The sequence below is a fragment of the Actinomyces capricornis genome (genome assembly GCF_019974135.1).
Classification (GTDB): Bacteria; Actinomycetota; Actinomycetes; order Actinomycetales; family Actinomycetaceae; genus Actinomyces; species Actinomyces capricornis.
Genome location: NZ_AP025017.1, coordinates 2,194,697 through 2,211,501 on the forward strand (window position 1 = coordinate 2,194,697; position 16,805 = coordinate 2,211,501).

14 protein-coding genes and 1 riboswitch are annotated in these 16,805 nt (G+C 73.0%); of the genes, 8 read left to right on the forward strand and 6 right to left on the reverse strand.

What is annotated here, in order from left to right:
• Positions 1 to 3: 3 nt before the first annotated feature.
• The 4 genes from MANAM107_RS08950 to MANAM107_RS08965 all read left to right on the forward strand — a co-directional run bounded on the left by MANAM107_RS08950 (position 4) and on the right by MANAM107_RS08965 (position 5,221).
• Complete coding sequence (locus MANAM107_RS08950; RefSeq protein ID WP_223907554.1) at positions 4 to 1,287, forward strand: CobW family GTP-binding protein; 1,284 nt, start codon at positions 4 to 6, stop codon at positions 1,285 to 1,287.
• A gap of 304 nt (positions 1,288 to 1,591) precedes the next feature.
• Positions 1,592 to 2,713 (forward strand): VOC family protein, encoded by a 1,122-nt coding sequence (locus MANAM107_RS08955; protein ID WP_223907556.1) that lies wholly within the window; start codon positions 1,592 to 1,594, stop codon positions 2,711 to 2,713.
• 157 nt (positions 2,714 to 2,870) lie between these two features.
• A riboswitch (ZMP/ZTP riboswitch) is annotated at positions 2,871 to 2,959 on the forward strand.
• A gap of 52 nt (positions 2,960 to 3,011) precedes the next feature.
• Complete coding sequence (gene glyA, locus MANAM107_RS08960; protein ID WP_223907559.1) at positions 3,012 to 4,322, forward strand: serine hydroxymethyltransferase; 1,311 nt, start codon at positions 3,012 to 3,014, stop codon at positions 4,320 to 4,322.
• Positions 4,319 to 5,221, forward strand: coding sequence for a bifunctional methylenetetrahydrofolate dehydrogenase/methenyltetrahydrofolate cyclohydrolase (locus MANAM107_RS08965; protein WP_223907562.1), 903 nt, complete (start codon positions 4,319 to 4,321; stop codon positions 5,219 to 5,221). The genes glyA and MANAM107_RS08965 overlap by 4 nt, the downstream gene beginning before the upstream one ends.
• 79 nt (positions 5,222 to 5,300) lie before the next feature.
• Here MANAM107_RS08965 and MANAM107_RS08970 read toward each other — a convergent pair whose 3' ends face one another.
• Positions 5,301 to 5,597, reverse strand: a complete 297-nt coding sequence (locus MANAM107_RS08970) for an acylphosphatase (RefSeq protein ID WP_223907565.1) — start codon at positions 5,595 to 5,597, stop codon at positions 5,301 to 5,303.
• Positions 5,598 to 5,631: 34 nt separating this feature from the next.
• Here MANAM107_RS08970 and MANAM107_RS08975 point away from each other — a divergent pair, with 34 nt between their 5' ends.
• Positions 5,632 to 6,474 (forward strand): exodeoxyribonuclease III, encoded by an 843-nt coding sequence (locus MANAM107_RS08975; RefSeq protein ID WP_223907568.1) that lies wholly within the window; start codon positions 5,632 to 5,634, stop codon positions 6,472 to 6,474.
• Positions 6,475 to 6,681: 207 nt separating this feature from the next.
• On the opposite strand, the gene MANAM107_RS08980 is transcribed toward MANAM107_RS08975, so the two are convergent.
• The 5 genes from MANAM107_RS08980 to MANAM107_RS09000 all read right to left on the reverse strand — a co-directional run bounded on the left by MANAM107_RS08980 (position 6,682) and on the right by MANAM107_RS09000 (position 12,330).
• A complete protein-coding gene (locus tag MANAM107_RS08980; protein WP_223907570.1) occupies positions 6,682 to 8,040 on the reverse strand; it encodes an ABC transporter permease in 1,359 nt (452 codons plus the stop codon).
• The gene (locus MANAM107_RS08985; RefSeq protein ID WP_223907572.1) at positions 8,037 to 8,822 is read right to left on the reverse strand and encodes an ABC transporter ATP-binding protein; all 786 of its coding nucleotides are present in this window, start codon (positions 8,820 to 8,822) and stop codon (positions 8,037 to 8,039) included. Before MANAM107_RS08985 ends, MANAM107_RS08980 begins: the two co-directional genes overlap by 4 nt.
• Positions 8,819 to 9,889 (reverse strand): efflux RND transporter periplasmic adaptor subunit, encoded by a 1,071-nt coding sequence (locus MANAM107_RS13120; RefSeq protein ID WP_257492847.1) that lies wholly within the window; start codon positions 9,887 to 9,889, stop codon positions 8,819 to 8,821. The genes MANAM107_RS08985 and MANAM107_RS13120 overlap by 4 nt, the downstream gene beginning before the upstream one ends.
• 236 nt (positions 9,890 to 10,125) lie before the next feature.
• Entirely contained in the window at positions 10,126 to 11,439 is a 1,314-nt protein-coding gene (gene galK, locus MANAM107_RS08995) for a galactokinase (protein WP_223907574.1), read from the reverse strand.
• A 93-nt stretch (positions 11,440 to 11,532) separates the two neighbouring features.
• Positions 11,533 to 12,330, reverse strand: coding sequence for a DeoR/GlpR family DNA-binding transcription regulator (locus tag MANAM107_RS09000; protein ID WP_308443659.1), 798 nt, complete (start codon positions 12,328 to 12,330; stop codon positions 11,533 to 11,535).
• Between the two features lie 355 nt (positions 12,331 to 12,685).
• Between MANAM107_RS09000 and MANAM107_RS09005 the strand changes: the two genes are divergently transcribed.
• The 3 genes from MANAM107_RS09005 to MANAM107_RS09015 all read left to right on the forward strand — a co-directional run bounded on the left by MANAM107_RS09005 (position 12,686) and on the right by MANAM107_RS09015 (position 16,510).
• A complete protein-coding gene (locus tag MANAM107_RS09005) occupies positions 12,686 to 13,252 on the forward strand; it encodes a 2'-5' RNA ligase family protein (protein WP_223907580.1) in 567 nt (188 codons plus the stop codon).
• A gap of 18 nt (positions 13,253 to 13,270) precedes the next feature.
• Positions 13,271 to 14,398 carry a YihY/virulence factor BrkB family protein gene (locus MANAM107_RS09010; protein WP_223907584.1) on the forward strand — a complete coding sequence of 376 codons (1,128 nt, stop codon included), beginning with the start codon at positions 13,271 to 13,273 and terminating at the stop codon, positions 14,396 to 14,398.
• An 879-nt stretch (positions 14,399 to 15,277) separates the two neighbouring features.
• On the forward strand, positions 15,278 to 16,510 hold the full coding sequence (locus tag MANAM107_RS09015; RefSeq protein WP_223907587.1) for a mannose-1-phosphate guanylyltransferase: 1,233 nt from the start codon (positions 15,278 to 15,280) through the stop codon (positions 16,508 to 16,510).
• Positions 16,511 to 16,805: the final 295 nt, after the last annotated feature.

Sequence of the window (16,805 nt, forward strand, 5' to 3'; positions counted from 1 at the left end):
AGAATGATTGTCACTCCCGTCAAATGGATCGAGGATGCCGTGCCCGACACCGCCCACTCCCTGGCCCTCATCAGCGCCGTCGACCCCGCCCTGCTGGGCCTCATCGACCTGGCGCTCAGCGGCGAGGACGCCGTCGTCATCCGCGCGAGCCTCCTGCCCCAGGAGGGCCCCGAGGGCATCGTGCGCCTGGTGAGCACCGGCGGCCTGGACCAGGAGCCGGTGTCACTGGACCTGCCCATGCCCACCCACTGCCACACCTGCTCGCTGCGCGAGGTGCTCGTGGCCGTGGCGCAGGACCGCGCCATCCAGGACCCCGGCGGCACCACCGTCGTCCTCCTGCCGCCGGCCATCGAGCTGGTCCACCTCGTGCCCCGCCTGGCCCAGGAGCTGGAGGAGGTCGGGCGGGCCGAGGGCCTGGACCTGCGACTGGCCGGCGTCGCCCACGCCCTGGAGGCCTCCACCGCCCAGGACGAGCTGCTCGAGCACCACCTACTCTCCGAGCGCGGCCTGGAGGCCCATCCCGAGGACGCCCGCTGCACCGGGGAGGTCCACATGGTCAACCTCGGCTACGCCGACCTCATCCTGTCCCTGGGGCAGGACGAGGCGGGGGCCGGGGCCGACCTCATCGAGCACCTGCGTCCCCACAGCACCCTCCTCCTGCCCGGCATGGACGCCCCGCTGCTGGAGTGCCTGCTGGCCATCACCCACGACGCCGGGGCCGCCATCGGCCGCGTCCACCCCGCCACCACCCAGGCCTGGGGCGGACCCGACGAGCACGGGGTGTGGACCCTCGACCTGTTCGCCACCCTGCCCTTCCACCCCGGACGGCTGCGTGAGCTCGTCGCCGACCTGGCCGGACACGGGCTGTGCGCCCGCGGCTGCTTCTGGCTGCCCAGCAGGCCCGGCCGCGTCTGCGCCTGGGAGGTCGCCGGGGGCGCCCTCAGCGTGGGGGATGCCGGGAGCTGGGCCGAGGTCCCCGATCTCCCCGGGGCCGGCGGGGCGCAGGCGGGAGCGCTGGCCGGCGTCGGCCTCGATGGCGGTGCCGCCTCCGGTGCTGCTCCCGCCCCGGGCAGGCCCGCCCCAGTGCCAGGCGGAGCCCCCGACGGGGCCGCCCCGGGCGAGCCGCGCTGCCACCTGGTGGTCACCGGGGTGGGGGACCCCCAGGTGCGCGAGCAGGTGCGCCGGGCCTTCGACAGGGTGCTGCTGCGCAGCGAGGAGATGTCCCACGCCCTGGCCTGGATCGGTGTCGACGACGGCCTGGGCGACTGGTTCGGGGGCGAGGACTGAGGCGGGCTGAGCCCGTCCTGAGCGCCGGCGGCGCGCGGCGCCCCTGCGACGCGCCGCTGGTCGGTGCGCCGGCGCTCAGCGCACTGCCCGCCGCGCCCGCTGCGGCGGCGTTTGGCGGAACGGGCGTCACTTGGCGGAATGGACGTACCTTGTAGGTGTCGTCCATTCCGCCAAGTGACGCCTCTGCCGCCAAGTGACGTCCAATCGCCCCCTGACCGCCGGCCCTGGCCCACCGCGCCCTGCCTGCTGACGACCTCCCGAGGACGGGCGGGGAGACGTCGGAGCCGGCCGGTAGGTTGGCGCCATGAGCGAGCAGGAGAGCCGGCACCACCCAGGCCTGAGCGGGCAGGGGCCGATCCAGCGCATCGTCCCCGCGCTGTGGTTCGACGGCTGCGCCCCGCAGGCCGTGGAGTTCTACACCGACGCCTTCGCGCGGGCCCTGGCCCACGATGCGCAGGCGCTCGCGGGAACCGGCATCGTGGCCACCTCCCACTACCCCGAGCAGGGCCTGGCCGAGGGGCAGGCGCGCATGGCGGGCAAGGTCCTGGAGATCCGCTTCCGCCTGGCCGGCCTTGAGCTCAGCGCCATCAACGCCGGCCCCCAGCACCGGCCCAACCCCGCCATCTCCCTCATGGTCCATCTCGATCCTCAGGCGCATCCCGACGCCGAGGCGCACCTGGACGCCCTGTGGGAGGCCCTGGCGGCTGAGGGCCGCATCCTCATGCCCGTGGGCCGCTACCCCTTCTCCGAGCGCTTCGGCTGGGTGGAGGACCGCTACGGCGTGAGCTGGCAGCTGCTGCTGGGCCCCGCCGGGCGGGCGGTCACCGCCAGCGAGCTCGGCCGGGCCGAGGAGGCAGCGCCGTCGGACCGCGAGCGCCGGCCGGACCCGGGTGCCCGCGGCGTGGAGATCGTCCCGGCCCTCATGTTCCCCCACGGCCAGGGCCAGGCCGAGAAGGCCGCCACCCAGTACGTCGACCTCTTCGCGCGAGCCTTCGGGGCCTCGGGGAGCGCCGGGGAGCAGGGGGGCGCCTCGCAGGCGGAGGGCCCGGGGGCGCCGGTGCGATCGGGTGCTGACCAGATGTCCTTCTACCCGCCCCAGGCGGGCCAGGGGGATCGCGCCCTCATGCAGGGCTATGTGCGCCTGGCCGGTCAGCGCCTGACCCTCATGGACTCCGGTGTCCCCCACGACTTCACCTTCGGCATGGGTGTGTCGCTGACGGTCCAGTGCGCCACCCAGGAGCAGGTCGACCTGCTGTGGGAGGGGCTCTCCGCGGTGCCCGAGGCCGAGGCCTGCGGCTGGCTCAAGGATCGCTTCGGCATCTCCTGGACGATCACCCCGGAGCGCATGACCGAGCTCATCGGACGCCCCGGGGCCTGGCAGACCATGACCACCATGAAGAAGCCCACCCTGGCCGACTTCCGCTGAGCCGCGCTGTGCCGTCGCCGCGCCGCGCTGCCTGGGGCCGGCCGCGCCGTCGTCGCGTCCCGACGGCGCCCGGGCCCCGCCGTCGGGACGCCTCCAGTGGGTCTCCTGCCGACCTGGCGCGGCCCCGCACAGCGCGGCCCCGCGCGGCGCGGTAGGGTAGGCGCGTCGCGACTGGCGCGGGGTGGATCACCACCGGGGAGCGGCACGAATCACCAGACTCCGGGGTCGCTCGCCTGGGCCGCGGGTCGCCTCTTCTCGCGCACCCGCCCGGCCGTGCGCCCCACCACGGAGGAAGAACATGACTGCCGATGCCACGACCCCGTCCCTCAACCAGCCGCTGGCCGAGCTCGACCCCCAGATCGCCGCGGTCCTCACCGGCGAGCTGGAGCGCCAGCGCGGAACCCTGGAGATGATCGCCTCGGAGAACTTCGTGCCGCGGGCGGTGCTGGAGTGCCAGGGCTCGGTCCTGACCAACAAGTACGCCGAGGGCTACCCCGGGCGCCGCTACTACGGGGGCTGCGAGGTCGTCGACGTCGCCGAGTCCCTGGCCATCGAGCGCGCCAAGGAGGTCTTCGACGCCCAGTGGGCCAATGTCCAGCCGCACTCGGGCGCCCAGGCCAATGCCGCCGTCCTGCACGCCCTGGCCACCCCCGGCGATACCATCCTGGGCCTGTCCCTGGCCCACGGCGGCCACCTGACCCACGGCATGAAGATCAACTTCTCGGGCAAGAACTACCGGGCCACCGCCTACGGCGTGGACGAGACCAGCTACCGCGTGGAGATGGACCAGGTGCGCCAGGCCGCCCTGCGCGAGCGCCCCACCGTCATCATCGCCGGCTGGTCGGCCTACCCCCGGCATATGGACTTCGCGGCCTTCCGCTCCATCGCCGATGAGGTCGGCGCCGCCCTGTGGGTGGACATGGCGCACTTCGCCGGGCTCGTGGCCGCGGGTCTGCACCCCAGCCCCGTGCCGCACGCCGACGTCGTGTCCACCACCGTCCACAAGACCCTCGGCGGCCCGCGCTCGGGCATGCTGCTGTCCAACCGCCCCGAGCAGTGGGGCAGGAAGCTCGACTCCGCGGTCTTCCCCGGGCAGCAGGGCGGCCCCCTCATGCATGTCATCGCCGCCAAGGCCGTGGCCATGAGGATCGCCGGCACCCAGGAGTTCGCCGAGCGCCAGGCACGCACCATCGAGGGCGCCAGGATCATCGCCGAGCGCCTCCTGGCCGACGACGTGCGTGCCGCCGGCGTCAAGCTCGTCACCGGCGGCACGGATGTCCACCTGGTCCTGGTGGACCTGGTGGACTCCGTCCTGGACGGCCAGCAGGCCGAGGACCTCCTGCACACCGCGGGCATCACCGTCAACCGCAACGCCGTCCCCTTCGACCCGCGCCCCCCGCGGGTGACCTCCGGCTTGCGCATCGGCACCCCCGCCCTGGCCACCCGGGGCTTCGGCGCCGCGGAGTTCACCGAGGTCGCCGACATCATCGCCACCGCCCTCATCCGCGGGGCCGCGGGCACCGCCGACGAGGAGCTGCTGGCCGGCCTGCGCGGGCGGGTGGACACGCTGACCCGGGCCTTCCCCCTCTACCCGGGGCTGGAGCAGTGAGGGCCCCCTGGGGCGGCGCCGCCCGGGTCCTGGATGGCACGGCGGCCGCCGCGGCCATCAAGGCCGAGCTGGCCCAGCGCGTGGCCGCCCTGCGCGAGCGCGGCATCGTGCCGGGCCTGGGCACCGTCCTGGTGGGAGAGGACCCCGGGTCGGTGCGCTACGTGGCGGGCAAGCACGCCGACTGCGCCGAGGTGGGCATCACCTCCCTGCGCGAGGACCTGCCGGCCACCGCCACCCAGGAGGAGGTGGAGGCGGCCATCGACCGCCTCAACGCGGATCCGGCCTGCACCGGCTACATCGTCCAGCTTCCCCTGCCGGCGGGGATCGATGCCAACGCCGTCCTGGAGCGCATCGACCCCGACAAGGACGCCGATGGCCTGCACCCCACCAATCTGGGGCGGCTGGTCCTGCGCGGCTCGGGACCGATCACCTCCCCGCTGCCCTGCACCCCGCGCGGCTGCATCGAGCTGCTCACCCGCCACGGCATCGATCTGCGGGGCAAGGACGTGTGCGTGGTGGGCCGCGGGGTGACCGTGGGCCGCTCCATCGGCCTGCTGCTGGGGCGCAAGGAGGTCAACGCCACTGTCGACATCTGCCACACGGGCACGCAGGACCTCGCCGAGCACGTGCGCCGCGCCGACGTCGTCATCTCGGCGGCGGGCAGTCCCGCCATCATCCGGCCCGAGATGGTGGCCCCCGGCGCCGTGGTGCTGGATGTGGGCGTCTCGCGCGTCGTTGACCCCGCTACCGGCAAGGGACGGATCGCCGGGGACGTGGCCGACGGCGTGGACGAGGTGGCCTCCTGGCTCTCGCCCAACCCCGGGGGAGTGGGGCCCATGACCCGGGCCCTGCTGCTGGCCAACGTCGTCGAGACCGCCGAGCGCTCCGCCACCCCCTAACTTTCGACAATTTGCATGAGATCGGCGTTTTCCGGGCCTGGAAAAGTACGATCTCATGCAAATTGTCGAAAGGTTGGGGTTAGTAGGAGATGTCGAAGCGGCGGGCGCGCAGGCTCCCGGCCCGCCGCTCGGTCAGCCTCACCCCGGTCACCGAGGCCCAGTCCGGGCCGTGGTAGAGCCAGGCCACCAGACGGGCGACATCATCGGCCGGCCCCTGGGCGAGGACCTCGACATCCCCATCGGGCAGATTGCGGACCTCGCCCACCAGCCCCAGGCCCTGGGCCTCCTGGGCGCAGTGGAAGCGGAAGCCCACGCCCTGGACCCGGCCGGAGACCAGGGCGTGGATCGTGCGGGTGCGGGAATCGGTGTCAGCCATGGGCCCATGGTGGCCCACCCCTTAGGCTGGCGTCATGCGAATCGCCACCGTCAACGTCAACGGCATCCGCGCCGCGGCCCGCAAGGGCATGGGCCAGTGGATGACCGACTCCGCCCCCGACATCCTCCTGCTCCAGGAGGTGCGCGCCGATGAGCAGATCGCCGCCGGCCTCCTGGAGGGCTACACGGCCGCCACCTGGCCCTGCCGCATCAAGGGCCGCGCCGGGGTCAGCATCGCCGTGCGCGAGGGCGGCCCGGCCACTATCGGCGAGCTGCGCTACGGCGTGGCCCCCGAGGCCGACCAGGAGCCCGACGTCGACTCGGGCCGCTGGCTGGAGGCCGACCTGGCCCTGGCCGACGGCTCCGTTCTGACCGTCATCTCCGCCTACCTGCACTCCGGGCAGCTGGGCACCGAGAAGATGGATCAGAAGTACGCCCACCTCGACCTGGTCGATGCGCGCATGGCCGCCCTGCTCCAGGCCGCGCAGCAGGGCGGTCCCCAGGTGCTCATGGCCGGCGACCTCAACGTCGTGCGCTCCGAGCGCGACATCAAGAACTGGAAGCCCAACCACAACAGGATCGCGGGCGTCATGGATGAGGAGATCGCCCACCTGGAGTCCTGGTTCTCCTCGGGCTGGGTGGATGTCTCGCGCGCCCTGGTGGGTCCGGAGGCCCAGGGGCCCTACACCTGGTGGTCCCAGCGCGGCAAGGCCTTCGACAATGACGCCGGATGGCGCATCGACTACCAGGTCGCCACCCCGGCCCTGGCCGAGCGGGCCACGGGCCTGAGCATCGACCGCGCCCCCGACTACGCCTCGCGCTGGTCCGACCACGCCCCGCTGGTCATCGAGTACGACGGCGTGTACGACGGCGTCTGAGCCTCCCGCATCCTCCCGCCGTCCCCGGTACCGCTCGACGGCGGCCGGGGGCGGATCGGCGGCGGAGGGACGGCGCAAGGACGGCGGTGGGGCCGGCCGCTATCGCGCAGCCGGCCCCACCGTCGTTGGGCAGTGCCATCCGGCAGCGCCAGGAGGCGCAGCGGGCCGCAGGGGACCGGGGACTCCCTCCGCGCCCTTGGCGGGCCCTCAGTAGCGGATCGCGTCGATGGGGCGGATGCGCACCGCCACGATCGCCGGGATGATCCCCGCCAGCGCGCCGACGCCCGTGGCCGAGAGCAGCCCGATGAGGGCCGCGGTCATGGGGAAGGGCGGGCGCACATGCGGCTCGATGCCCAGGATGGGGGCCAGGGGTACCACCTGTATCCCCACCACGGCGATCGCGATCCCCACGATGCCCGCCAGGACCGTGGCCACCACGGACTCCAGCATGATGGAGAAGAAGATCCGCTGACTGGTGGCCCCGAAGGAGCGCCGCACCCCGATCTCATTGATGCGCTGGCGCACCGTCACCAGGGAGATGTTGACCAGGCTCAGCGCCCCCAGGATCATGACGAACAGGCCGGAGATCGTCACCACGCGGGTGAAGGTGCTGGAGGAGTCCACGCCCCCCTGCCCCTCCAGGTTGGATCGGACCTGGGCGGAGCCGGCGCCGAACTGCGCATTGAAGTCGTTGCGCACCAGGGCGCGCATCTCGGCATCCCCGCTCTTGCCGACCCACAGTTCCAGGGTGGGGGAGGGGCGGGTGAAGTCCTTGGGCAGCAGCGGCTCCAGGGAGTCGCGCAGGACGAAGGCCGTCAGCGGCTCGGGGACGGGATTGCCGGTGGCGTCGTACTGCTGGGGCTCGGCAGGCAGGACGCCCACGATGGTGAAGGTCGCCCGGGTCGGCAGGTAGGACTCGACCGTTACCGGCCCGTCCATCCTCTCGATGCCCAGGCGCTGGAGCACGCTGGGGCTGACCACCAGGGAGGGGGACAGGTCGTCGGCGTCGTCCTGGTTCAGCCAGCGGCCCTGATCGGCGTAGGAGCGGTGGATCTGCTCGTACTGACCGCTGACGGCGGTGGTGTCCACCTTGGCGGGACCGTCGGGGAAGGCCAGGCGCAGGGGGATCTGGTAGGTCGTGGCGGCGTAGGTAACCTGGTAGCGGTCCACGAAGGTGTCCATGGCGGCGCTGATCTTCTCGGTCTGCCGGTTGGCGGTCACGGGATCACCGCCGGCGGCGCCGCCCGGTCCCGCCTGGAGCGCCGATCCCCGGCCGCCATCGGCGCCGCCCGAGCCGCCGGTGCCGTCAGCACCGCCGGCATCGGCCGGTGCGCCGATCTCCTCGTCGGCCTTGGTGGGGGAGACCGTCAGGCTCACCGTCCCCGGCTCCCCGGAGAAGCGCGCGAGGTACTCCTGGATGGTGTAGACGCTGATCTCCCCGAAGGCGATGACGAAGGTCATGGAGGCCACCGCAGCGGCCACCCCCACCAGGGACAGCAGCACGCGCAGTTTGCCCACCCGCACCTGCCCCCAGGCCTCGACCAGGGCGCCGATGATCTCACTCATGCCAGTTCTCCTTGGTGGGCGGGGATGGGGGCGGTGGGGTGCTGGTCGGGGACGGTCTCCTGGAACTCCTCCAGGGAGCCGACCCGGTGGGAGGAGACCTCGATGCGGGTGAGCACACCGTGGTCGAGCCGGTACTGGGTGCGGGCGCGGGCGGCCACGGCCAGGTCGTGGGTGATCATGACCAGGGCCGCACCGGTCTGCTCGCACTGGGACTCCAGCAGGCCCATGACGGCGTTGCCGGTGTCCACGTCCAGGGCGCCGGTGGGCTCATCGGCCAGGATGATGCGGGGCCTGCGGGCCAGGGCCCGGGCGATGGCCACCCGCTGCTGCTCGCCACCGGAGAGGCGATCGATACGACCACCGATCTTGGGCCCCAGGTCCACGGCCCGCAGCAGCTCCTCGGCCCGGGCGGTGCGCCCCCAGAAGGCGGTCCCGCGGGCGTACAGGAGGGGGGCGGCGACGTTCTCCGTGGTCGAGAGCCCGGGGATGAGGTTGAAGGACTGGAAGACGAAGCCGAAGGCCTGACCCCGCAGGCGCGCCCGGCGCGCCTCGCCCATGCGGGTGGTGTCCCGTCCCTCCAGCAGGTAGGTACCGGAGGTCGGCTTGTCCAGCAGGCCCAGGATGTTGAGCAGGGTCGACTTGCCGGTTCCCGAGCGGCCCACGATGGCGATGTGGTCGCCGGGCTCGATCCGCAGATCGACTCCCTTGAGGATCTCCAGCCGCTCGCCGTCGGGCATCTCGAAGGTGCGCGTGACGCCGCTGATGTCCACCAGGGCGGTCATGAGGTGATCTCCTCACCCTTCTCGTCGTAGCACACCGAGCCGTCGGGCTCGCAGCTGTTGGGCTCGCCCTTGCGCTTGACGTCCTTGCCGGGGACGAACTGGAGGATGGTGTCCCCCTCGGACAGGCCCTCGGTGACCTGGATGCTGCTGCCGTCGTTGATGCCCAGGCTCACCTCGGTCTTGGTGGCCGAGGCGGGGTCGGCGGGGTCGGACAGGAGCCATACGACGCCGGTGGAGTAGTTGCCCTCCACGGCCGAGACCGGGACGAGCAGGGCGTCGGTGGCCGAGCCGGCGTCGATGTTGATAGTGGCCTTCAGGCCGGGGAAGACCTGCTGGTCGGAGGGCACGGAGCAGCGCACCTCGACCTTGTTGCCGTCCTCGGGGGTGGCGGCGGGCTCCCCGCCACCGGCCGCGGGGTTGGCCGAGGTGGTGGTGTCAGTGTTCCTGGTGCCCACCTTGAGGTCGGTGCAGGAGAAGGGCGCGGGCCCGGAGTCCACCGAGACGCTGGCCTCGGAGGGCGGGCTGGTCAGGCGGTACTGCTGGGAGGCGGTGACGGTGCCCTTGGCGGAGTAGGTGCCGGGGGCGACGGTGGCCACGACCGTGCCCACGGGGGTCTCCTGATCGCGGATGACCTTGTACTTCACCGTGCCCGAGGCGGGGGCGTAGACATCCACCCAGGTGGTCTTGGGCTCGGGCTGGGTGGTGCGCTGGTTGCCCTCCTCGTCGACGGAGGTCGTGGGCTCCTGGGTCTCGACCTTCTTCAGGGTCATGATCGGCTCGCCCGCGGACACGGTGGCGCCGTCCTCGTAGATGAGGCGCGCCACGCTGCCCGCCAGGGTCGACTTGGCCTCCACGGGGGCGTCCTCGACGATCTGGCCCTCGACGCTCACGGCGTTGGAGATATCGCCCTTGGCGACCGTGACCGTGGGGGCGGCAACGGTGAAGCCGGGCTGGAGGGTCTGCTCCGATGAGGCGTCCTTGGAGGGGAAGAAGGCGATCTTCGTCAGGGCCACGGCGATGACGACGGCGATCAGCGCCTTGAGGGTGGGCACGATGTAGCGTTTCACGATGGGTCTTCTCTCATGTGAATGAGGGATCGGGAGAAATCGCCCTCATCGTATGCGCTGCTGTGCGCCCGCCGATTCATGCTGGAGGATGAGCCGCATCCGGCGGCTGGGTCATCCCAGTGGATGAGGCATGTGGTCCTGTGGTGCCGAGGGCCGGGGGGACCGTGCCGTCGGAGGTGGAGAACCACCGGGGGCGGCGCCGCCCCCGGGATGGGAGCGGCGGGCGGCGCCGGCGGTCAGGCCAGGCGCCCGGCGGGGGCGCCGGGCAGGGCGTTGAGGAAGGCCGGGGGGCGGAAGCCGGCGGTGGCGTAGGCCCGGGCGACGGCGCGGGCCACCTCTGGGACGGCCTCGGCGTCCACCAGGGCGATGGCCGACCCGCCGAAGCCGCCCCCCGTCATGCGCGCCCCATGGGCCCCCGCGGCCCGGGCCGCCTCCACCGCGGTGTCCAGCTCGGGGCCGGTGCACTCGTAGTCCACGCGCAGGGACTCGTGCGAGGCGTCCATGAGGGCGCCGACGGCGGCCAGCGCCTCACCGCTGAGGGCATCGGCCTGCTGCAGGAGGGCCACCAGCTCCCTGGTGCGGGCGATCTCGGTGACGACGTGGCGCACCCGGCGCACCAGGACCTCCGCGCGCTCGGGGTCCGGGCCGCCGTCCCTCCCAGCGCTGCGCCGCAGGCGCTCCAGGGTCTCATCGAGGTCCTGGGGGGCGATGTCGGCCAGCAGGTCGACCCCCAGGATGCGGGCCGCCTCCTCGCAGGCCTCGCGCCGCGCCCCGTACTGGCCGTCGGTCAGGGAGTGCTCGGCCCTGGTGTCGATGACCAGCAGGGCCAGCCCCTGGGCGGCCAGGTCGAAGGGCACATGCTCCACCGAGCCGTCGCGGCAGTCGAGCTCCAGGGCGTGGCCCTCGCGGCAGCGCAGGGAGGCGGACTGGTCCATGCCCCCGGTGGGGGCCCCGGCCATCTCGTTCTCGGTGCGCACGCACACCCCGACCAGGCGGGCGCGGCCGGCGTCGTCGGGCTCCTGGACGGGCCCGGCCAGCCCCAGGCCGGCCACCTCGTCGATGGCGACTGCGGCCGCGCACTCCAGGGCCGCGGAGGAGGACAGGCCCCCGCCCAGGGGGACGCAGGAGACCAGCGCGGCGTCGAAGCCCGGCAGACCGGTGAAGCCCTCGCGCTCCAGGGACCAGGCGACCCCCGCGATGTAGGAGGCCCACTGGGTGACCTCGCCGGGGGTGCCCTTGGGGCCGATCGCGTCGAGGTCGAGGACCTCGACGGCCTCGGCGTCCCGGGAGGAGACCAGGCGGATGGTCCGGTCCGGGCGACGGCGCAGGGCCAGGTAGGCCCGGTGGGGCAGGGCGATGGGCAGGGCCAGGCCCCCGTTGTAGTCGGTGTGCTCGCCGATGATGTTGACGCGCCCCGGGGCGTACCACACGCCGTCGGGCTCGGCGTCGAAGGCCTGGCGGAACAGCTCGGCGGCGGCGCCGGCCGCCTCCCGGGGCTCCAGGGCGGGGGAGAAGGCGGGCGGTGCGGGGGAGTGCGACGGTGCGCTCATGGGCTCTCCTGAGGTGGTGTGGCGTGTGGGTGGTGTCGGTCGGTAGCTGTCAGGCGTGGGGGCGGGTGGGCAGGGCGGTCGCGGCCGGGCGGCTCAGGCGGCGATCCGCAGGGCGGCTCCCGACTCGTCGAGGGCGGCGGTGGTCTCGGCGTCGGGCTCGGACTCGGTGACCAGGACGCCGATGTCCCGGGTGGCGCAGAAGGAGCGCAGGCCCAGCACCCCCCACTTGGAGGCGTCGATGGTGGCCACCACGGTGCGCCCGGCGGCGACGAGCGCCTGGTTGGTGGAGGCCTCCATGAGGTTGGGGGTCATGAGCCCGTCCTCGGGGGTGAAGCCGTGCGCCCCCAGGAAGACCCACTCCACGCGCAGGGTGCGCAGGGAGTCGACCGCCACCAGTCCCACCAGGGCGTTGGAGGGCGTGCGCTCCCCACCGGTGAGGATGATCGAGGGGGCCTCGCTCCCCTCGGCGCGGGAGGCGTCGGCGGCGTCGAAGAGCAGCTGGGCCGCGGGTAGGGAGTTGGTGATGACGGTCAGGGTGGGGAAGTGGTCGAGCTCGGTGAGGGCCCGGGCCAGGGCAAGGGTGGTCGTGCCCCCCGAGAGGGCCAGGGAGTCCCCGGGGCGCACGAGCGCCGCGGCCTCGACGCCGATGCGCCGCTTGGCGTCGGGGTGGAGGGTGGACTTGGCCTGGAAGCGGGGCTCCAGGGAGGTGGCGCCGGCGGCCACGGCCCCGCCGTGGACCCGCTCGACCCGGCCCTGGGAGACCAGCTCGGTGATGTCGCGGCGCACGGTCATCTCCGAGATCCCCAGCTCCTCGACGATGTCGGCCACGCGCACGCCACCGGTGGCCGCCACGCGCTCCAGGATGTGCTCCTGGCGCTGGCGGGCGAGCATCGGCGAGGGTCGGGGGCCTGTGGCGGTGGGGGCGGTGTGCACGGTGCCCATCCTGCCAGATACCCCAGGTTCGCACGAGTGCGCACAGAGTCGAACATCTCCGTGTGGTGTTCTCCGGGCTGCATCCCCCGGATGTGATCCGCGGCCCTTGGGAGTGACCGCCGCCGAATAGGACCTTGGTGCCATGGCACGGTAGGGTGACGGGAGCTCTATCGCAGCCATCGCCGATGCGATCGCCGCGGGGAGCCGCTGATCACCCGGCCGGCACCGACGGCGGGGCGGCGGAGTCGTTGACGACCGCCCGGGGACGCCATGAGGCCTTCCGGGGGCGGACAGAGGTGAAGGAGGCCGGGAGATGAACGTTCCCGCACCCGACGCGGGCCAGTGCGTCATCGGTGTGGCCATCGCCCTGCCCGAGCCGGAGGCCGCCAGGGTCCGCGCTGTGCGCGAGGCCGCCGGCGACCCGCTGGCCGCCGTGGTACCCCCGCATATCACCCTGCTGCCCCCGACCGCCGTCGAGATCGCGAGCATGGGGGCCATCACCGCCCACCTGGAGCGGGTGGCCGCCCGCACCGCGCCCTTCACCATCCACCTCCAGCGGGTGGGCACCTTCCGCCCGGTCAACCCCGTGGTCTTCCTCGAGCTCAGCCGCGGGGTGGCCCAGTGCGATGACCTCCAGGGCGCCGTTCGCGACGAGGGCGGCCCCCTGGCGCTCCCCCTGAGCTACCCCTTCCACCCCCACGTCACCCTGGCCCACGAGATCGACGACGAGGCCCTGGATCATGCCGCAGGCGCCGCGGCGGACCTGGACATCCGCTTCACCGCCTCCAGCCTCCACCTCTACCGCTTCACCGGCCAGGGGGGCTGGCAGATCGTGGCGGCCCCGGCCTTCGCCTCCTCGGCGCTGAGCCCGGCGCCCTGAGTGAATCGAGTGATGCGCATGGACCGTGTCAAGACCTGGACCGCCCGCCTCATGGACCTCTACCAGCGCTCGCGCCTGGGACGCACGCTGGCGCGCTACTCCATGGCGCGCGGGGGCCTCATGGCCGGTGGGATCGCCTACACCGGGCTCTTCTCGGTCTTCTCGGCCCTGGCCATCGGCGTGACGGTGCTCATGGCCACCATCGGGGGCAGGCCGGCCCAGCGCGACGGGGTCATCTCCGCCATCGACTCCACCCTGCCCGGCGTGGTGGACACCGGCAATGGCGGACTGGTGACCGTCGAGCAGCTCACTCTGGATTCCGCGCTCAACGTCGGCTCCATCGTGGCCGGCCTCATCCTGCTCTACTCCGCGGTCAGCCTCATGGGCACGATCAGGATCGCCCTGCGCGCCATGTTCGGCATGGTGCACCAGACCCGGGGCTTCGTGACCATCCAGGCCGCCAACCTGCTGTGCTTCGTGGTGGTCATGGTCGCCGTCCTGGTCACGGCGGTGGCCTCCGTGGCCACCTCCCTGCTGGCCGGCAGCCTGAGCCGGGGTCTGGACGTGCCCGCCGCCCTGACCGGCTCCGGAGCACGGGTCGCGGGCCTGGCCATCTCCTTCCTCATCGACGCCGCCGTGCTGGCCCTGGTCATCACAGTGTGCGGCATCCGCCCGCCCCGCCGGGACCTGCTGCAGGGCTGCGCCCTGGGGGCGGTGGCCTTCGGAGTGCTGCGCCAGGCCGGCAGCAGCGGGGTGGGCTCAGCGGCCGAGAACCCACTGCTGGCCTCCTTCACCGCCATCATCGTGCTCATCGTGTGGATGCACCTGGCCAGCCGCGTCCTGCTGCTGACGGCGGCCTGGATGGCCAACCCGCCCCAGCCCCAGATGGTGGACCACCCCGATGAGGTCCACGCCCATGAGCGCCCCAACTACGTGACCCTGAGCGTGCCGGCCACGCTGGCCTGGCCGCGCCAGGCCATGACCGGCAACCTGGAGGCCGACCCCACGGAGCATCCCGACTACGTCGCGCCGGTGCCCCTGGAGGAGGGGGCGATCCGGGTCTCCACGCCTGCGACCTCCGAGCCGGTCCAGGGCGCTGCCAAGAGGGGCCGGGAGGCCCTCGATGGCGTCGCGGACGACCGCTGAGGCAGCGGCTGCCTGGTGACCGCCAGCGGCTGAGCGGGCGGTAGTCGACCGGCGCCGGGCTGCACGGGTGTGGTCCGGGCCTTGAAGGGGTGCTGCCGGGGGCGGGTCCGGCGCGGGCTGGGCCGTCGTGGGCGCTCCCGGGGGCCGCCCGCTGCTGCCGGCGGGGTGGGCTCAGGTCGCGGGGGTGGCCGCACTTTGCAGGGGATGTCTGCAGATCGCAGGGGTTGTCAGTGCTTTGGATCCCTGGGACCCCTCCGATCTGCAGACATCCCCTGCGATTCACCGACAACCCCGCTATTCGCAGGCAGGGCCGGTGATCTGTAGGAGGTGGCGTGACCTGTGGCCCTCCCACTTCCCGGTCGGGGCCTGCGGGCTCCGGATCGCCCTGGACATGGTCGGGTGATGACGTCGTCGGAGGGGGCTGACGCTCGCCGGTGCTGTGCTGCACATCTTCACGGTCCAACCCATTGGTGGATTGGTGTTATTCCGCGGTTCGTGAGGAGCCCATTCGGCTGTGGGATGCTGAAGATGTGCAGCGAGGAGCCCCGCGGGCCAGCTCTGACAGGTGGGAAGCTCTCCCGATGGACCGCCGACGACCTCCAGGCAGTGGCCCCATCGCCGCCTTGAGCGGGCCGGGCGGCCGGGGGTGAGCACGGGCGGGTCCGGGATGGTGCGCGGCCGCTGGGGCGCATCGGTGGTGGCACCACTGACGGGGCGCACCGGCGCTGGAGGCCGGCCGGGACGCGGCAGGCGAAGGCGGGTCGGGGCGGGCGGCGCGAGGGGAGCTGCGGCGAGCACGGTGATGGCCTGCGGAGCTGTGGTCCGGGCCTCAGGCAGCGGTGCCGCGGGCTGTGCCCCCGGGGCCGCTACCCTGGCGTGATGAGCGATGACCGTCACGACGCCGCACCGCCCGACCCCTCACAGGCCGGCCTGGCCGGCCCTGCCGCCGAGGAGGTCGGCCCCGCCCTGGACGCTGGTGGGCCCGAGCGCCCGGTGCACGTCATCATCCCCGCCGGCGGTGCGGGCACGCGGCTGTGGCCGCTGAGCCGCCGGGAGCGGCCCAAGTTCCTCCTGGACCTCACCGGCAGTGGGCGCAGCCTCCTGCAGGCCACCGTCGAGCGCCTGGCGCCCCTGGCGGCCAGCACCACGATCGTCACCGGGCAGGCCCACCTCGCGGCCGTCGCCGAGCAGCTGGGGCAGGTGCCGCGCGAGAACCTGCTGGCCGAGCCCGCCCCCCGCGACTCCATGGCGGCCATCGGCCTGGCCGCTGCCATCATCGCCCAGCGCCACGGCGAGCAGGCCGTGGTCGGCTCCTTCGCCGCGGACCACACGATCGCCGATGAGGAGGCCTTCCGCGACGCGGTGCGCCAGGCGGCCGTGCTGGCCCAACAGGGCTGGGTGGCCACCATCGGCATCGAGGCCACCGGCCCCTCCACCGCCTTCGGCTACATCCACGCCGGGGAGCCCCTGGGGGTGGCCGGTGCGCCCGCGGGGCGCCGGGTCCTGGGCTTCACCGAGAAGCCCGACGCCGACACCGCCGCCGCCTACCTGGCCAGTGGCGACTACCGCTGGAACGCCGGCATGTTCGTCTCCCGCGCCGGAGTGCTTCTGGACCACCTGGCCCGCTACCGGCCCGCCCTGGCCCAGGGCTTGCGCACCATCGCCCGGGCCTGGGACACCCCCGAGCGTGAGGAGGTCCTGGCCCGGGTGTGGCCGGGGCTGGAGGCCGTGGCCATCGACCACGCCATCGCCGAGCCCGCCGCGGCCGCCGGCGCCGTGGCCACGGTGCCGGCCGCCATGGGCTGGGATGACGTCGGCGGATTCGAGGCCCTGTCCCAGCTGGCGGCGCCCCGTACCAGGGGTGCTGCCGCAGGCGCCTCGGTCCTGGATCTGGGCCAGGGGGCGGTGGAGGGCGAGCGGGTCGAGGCCATCGACTCCCCGGGCGCCCTGGTGGCCACTGCCACGGGACGGCGGATCACCCTCCTGGGGGTGCCGGGGCTGGTCGTCGTCGAGACCCCCGACGCCCTGCTGGTGACCACCCCCGAGCGCGCCCAGGAGGTCAAGGCGGTGGTCGACCGGCTCAAGGAGACGGGCCGCGACGAGCTTCTCTGATCCCGCAGGAGGCCACTTATGGTTCTCCGGTGTGGTTCTCCCGTGGCCCCCAGCGGTCATTGAATTCGTGACGAGTGGATGTCGCTGCTATCAGACGTTCTGTTGAACAAAAAGCGTGCGCGGCGAAGCGCGTTCAGGTGCGATTCGTCAGATGTATGGCGCCGCGGTGGGGCGTGGGTGGCGCATGTGCTGATACGGCATTGATGAGACGCTGATATGACGAGGTGATGGCAAAGCAATACGGTGTGGTACCCAGGTACCCGGGTACCACACCGTATTGCTTCGCGCGGGCGGC

Bases quoted from the DNA above. Each gene is read 5' to 3' on its own strand.
- MANAM107_RS08950 (WP_223907554.1), top strand. From the start codon at position 4: ATGATTGTCACTCCCGTCAAATGGATCGAGGATGCCGTGCCCGACACC.
- MANAM107_RS08955 (WP_223907556.1), top strand. From the start codon at position 1,592: ATGAGCGAGCAGGAGAGCCGGCACCACCCAGGCCTGAGCGGGCAGGGG.
- glyA (WP_223907559.1), top strand. From the start codon at position 3,012: ATGACTGCCGATGCCACGACCCCGTCCCTCAACCAGCCGCTGGCCGAG.
- MANAM107_RS08970 (WP_223907565.1), bottom strand. From the start codon at position 5,597: ATGGCTGACACCGATTCCCGCACCCGCACGATCCACGCCCTGGTCTCC.
- MANAM107_RS08975 (WP_223907568.1), top strand. From the start codon at position 5,632: ATGCGAATCGCCACCGTCAACGTCAACGGCATCCGCGCCGCGGCCCGC.
- MANAM107_RS08980 (WP_223907570.1), bottom strand. From the start codon at position 8,040: ATGAGTGAGATCATCGGCGCCCTGGTCGAGGCCTGGGGGCAGGTGCGG.
- MANAM107_RS08985 (WP_223907572.1), bottom strand. From the start codon at position 8,822: ATGACCGCCCTGGTGGACATCAGCGGCGTCACGCGCACCTTCGAGATG.
- galK (WP_223907574.1), bottom strand. From the start codon at position 11,439: ATGAGCGCACCGTCGCACTCCCCCGCACCGCCCGCCTTCTCCCCCGCC.
- MANAM107_RS09000 (WP_308443659.1), bottom strand. From the start codon at position 12,330: ATGCTCGCCCGCCAGCGCCAGGAGCACATCCTGGAGCGCGTGGCGGCC.
- MANAM107_RS09005 (WP_223907580.1), top strand. From the start codon at position 12,686: ATGAACGTTCCCGCACCCGACGCGGGCCAGTGCGTCATCGGTGTGGCC.
- MANAM107_RS09010 (WP_223907584.1), top strand. From the start codon at position 13,271: ATGGACCGTGTCAAGACCTGGACCGCCCGCCTCATGGACCTCTACCAG.
- MANAM107_RS09015 (WP_223907587.1), top strand. From the start codon at position 15,278: ATGAGCGATGACCGTCACGACGCCGCACCGCCCGACCCCTCACAGGCC.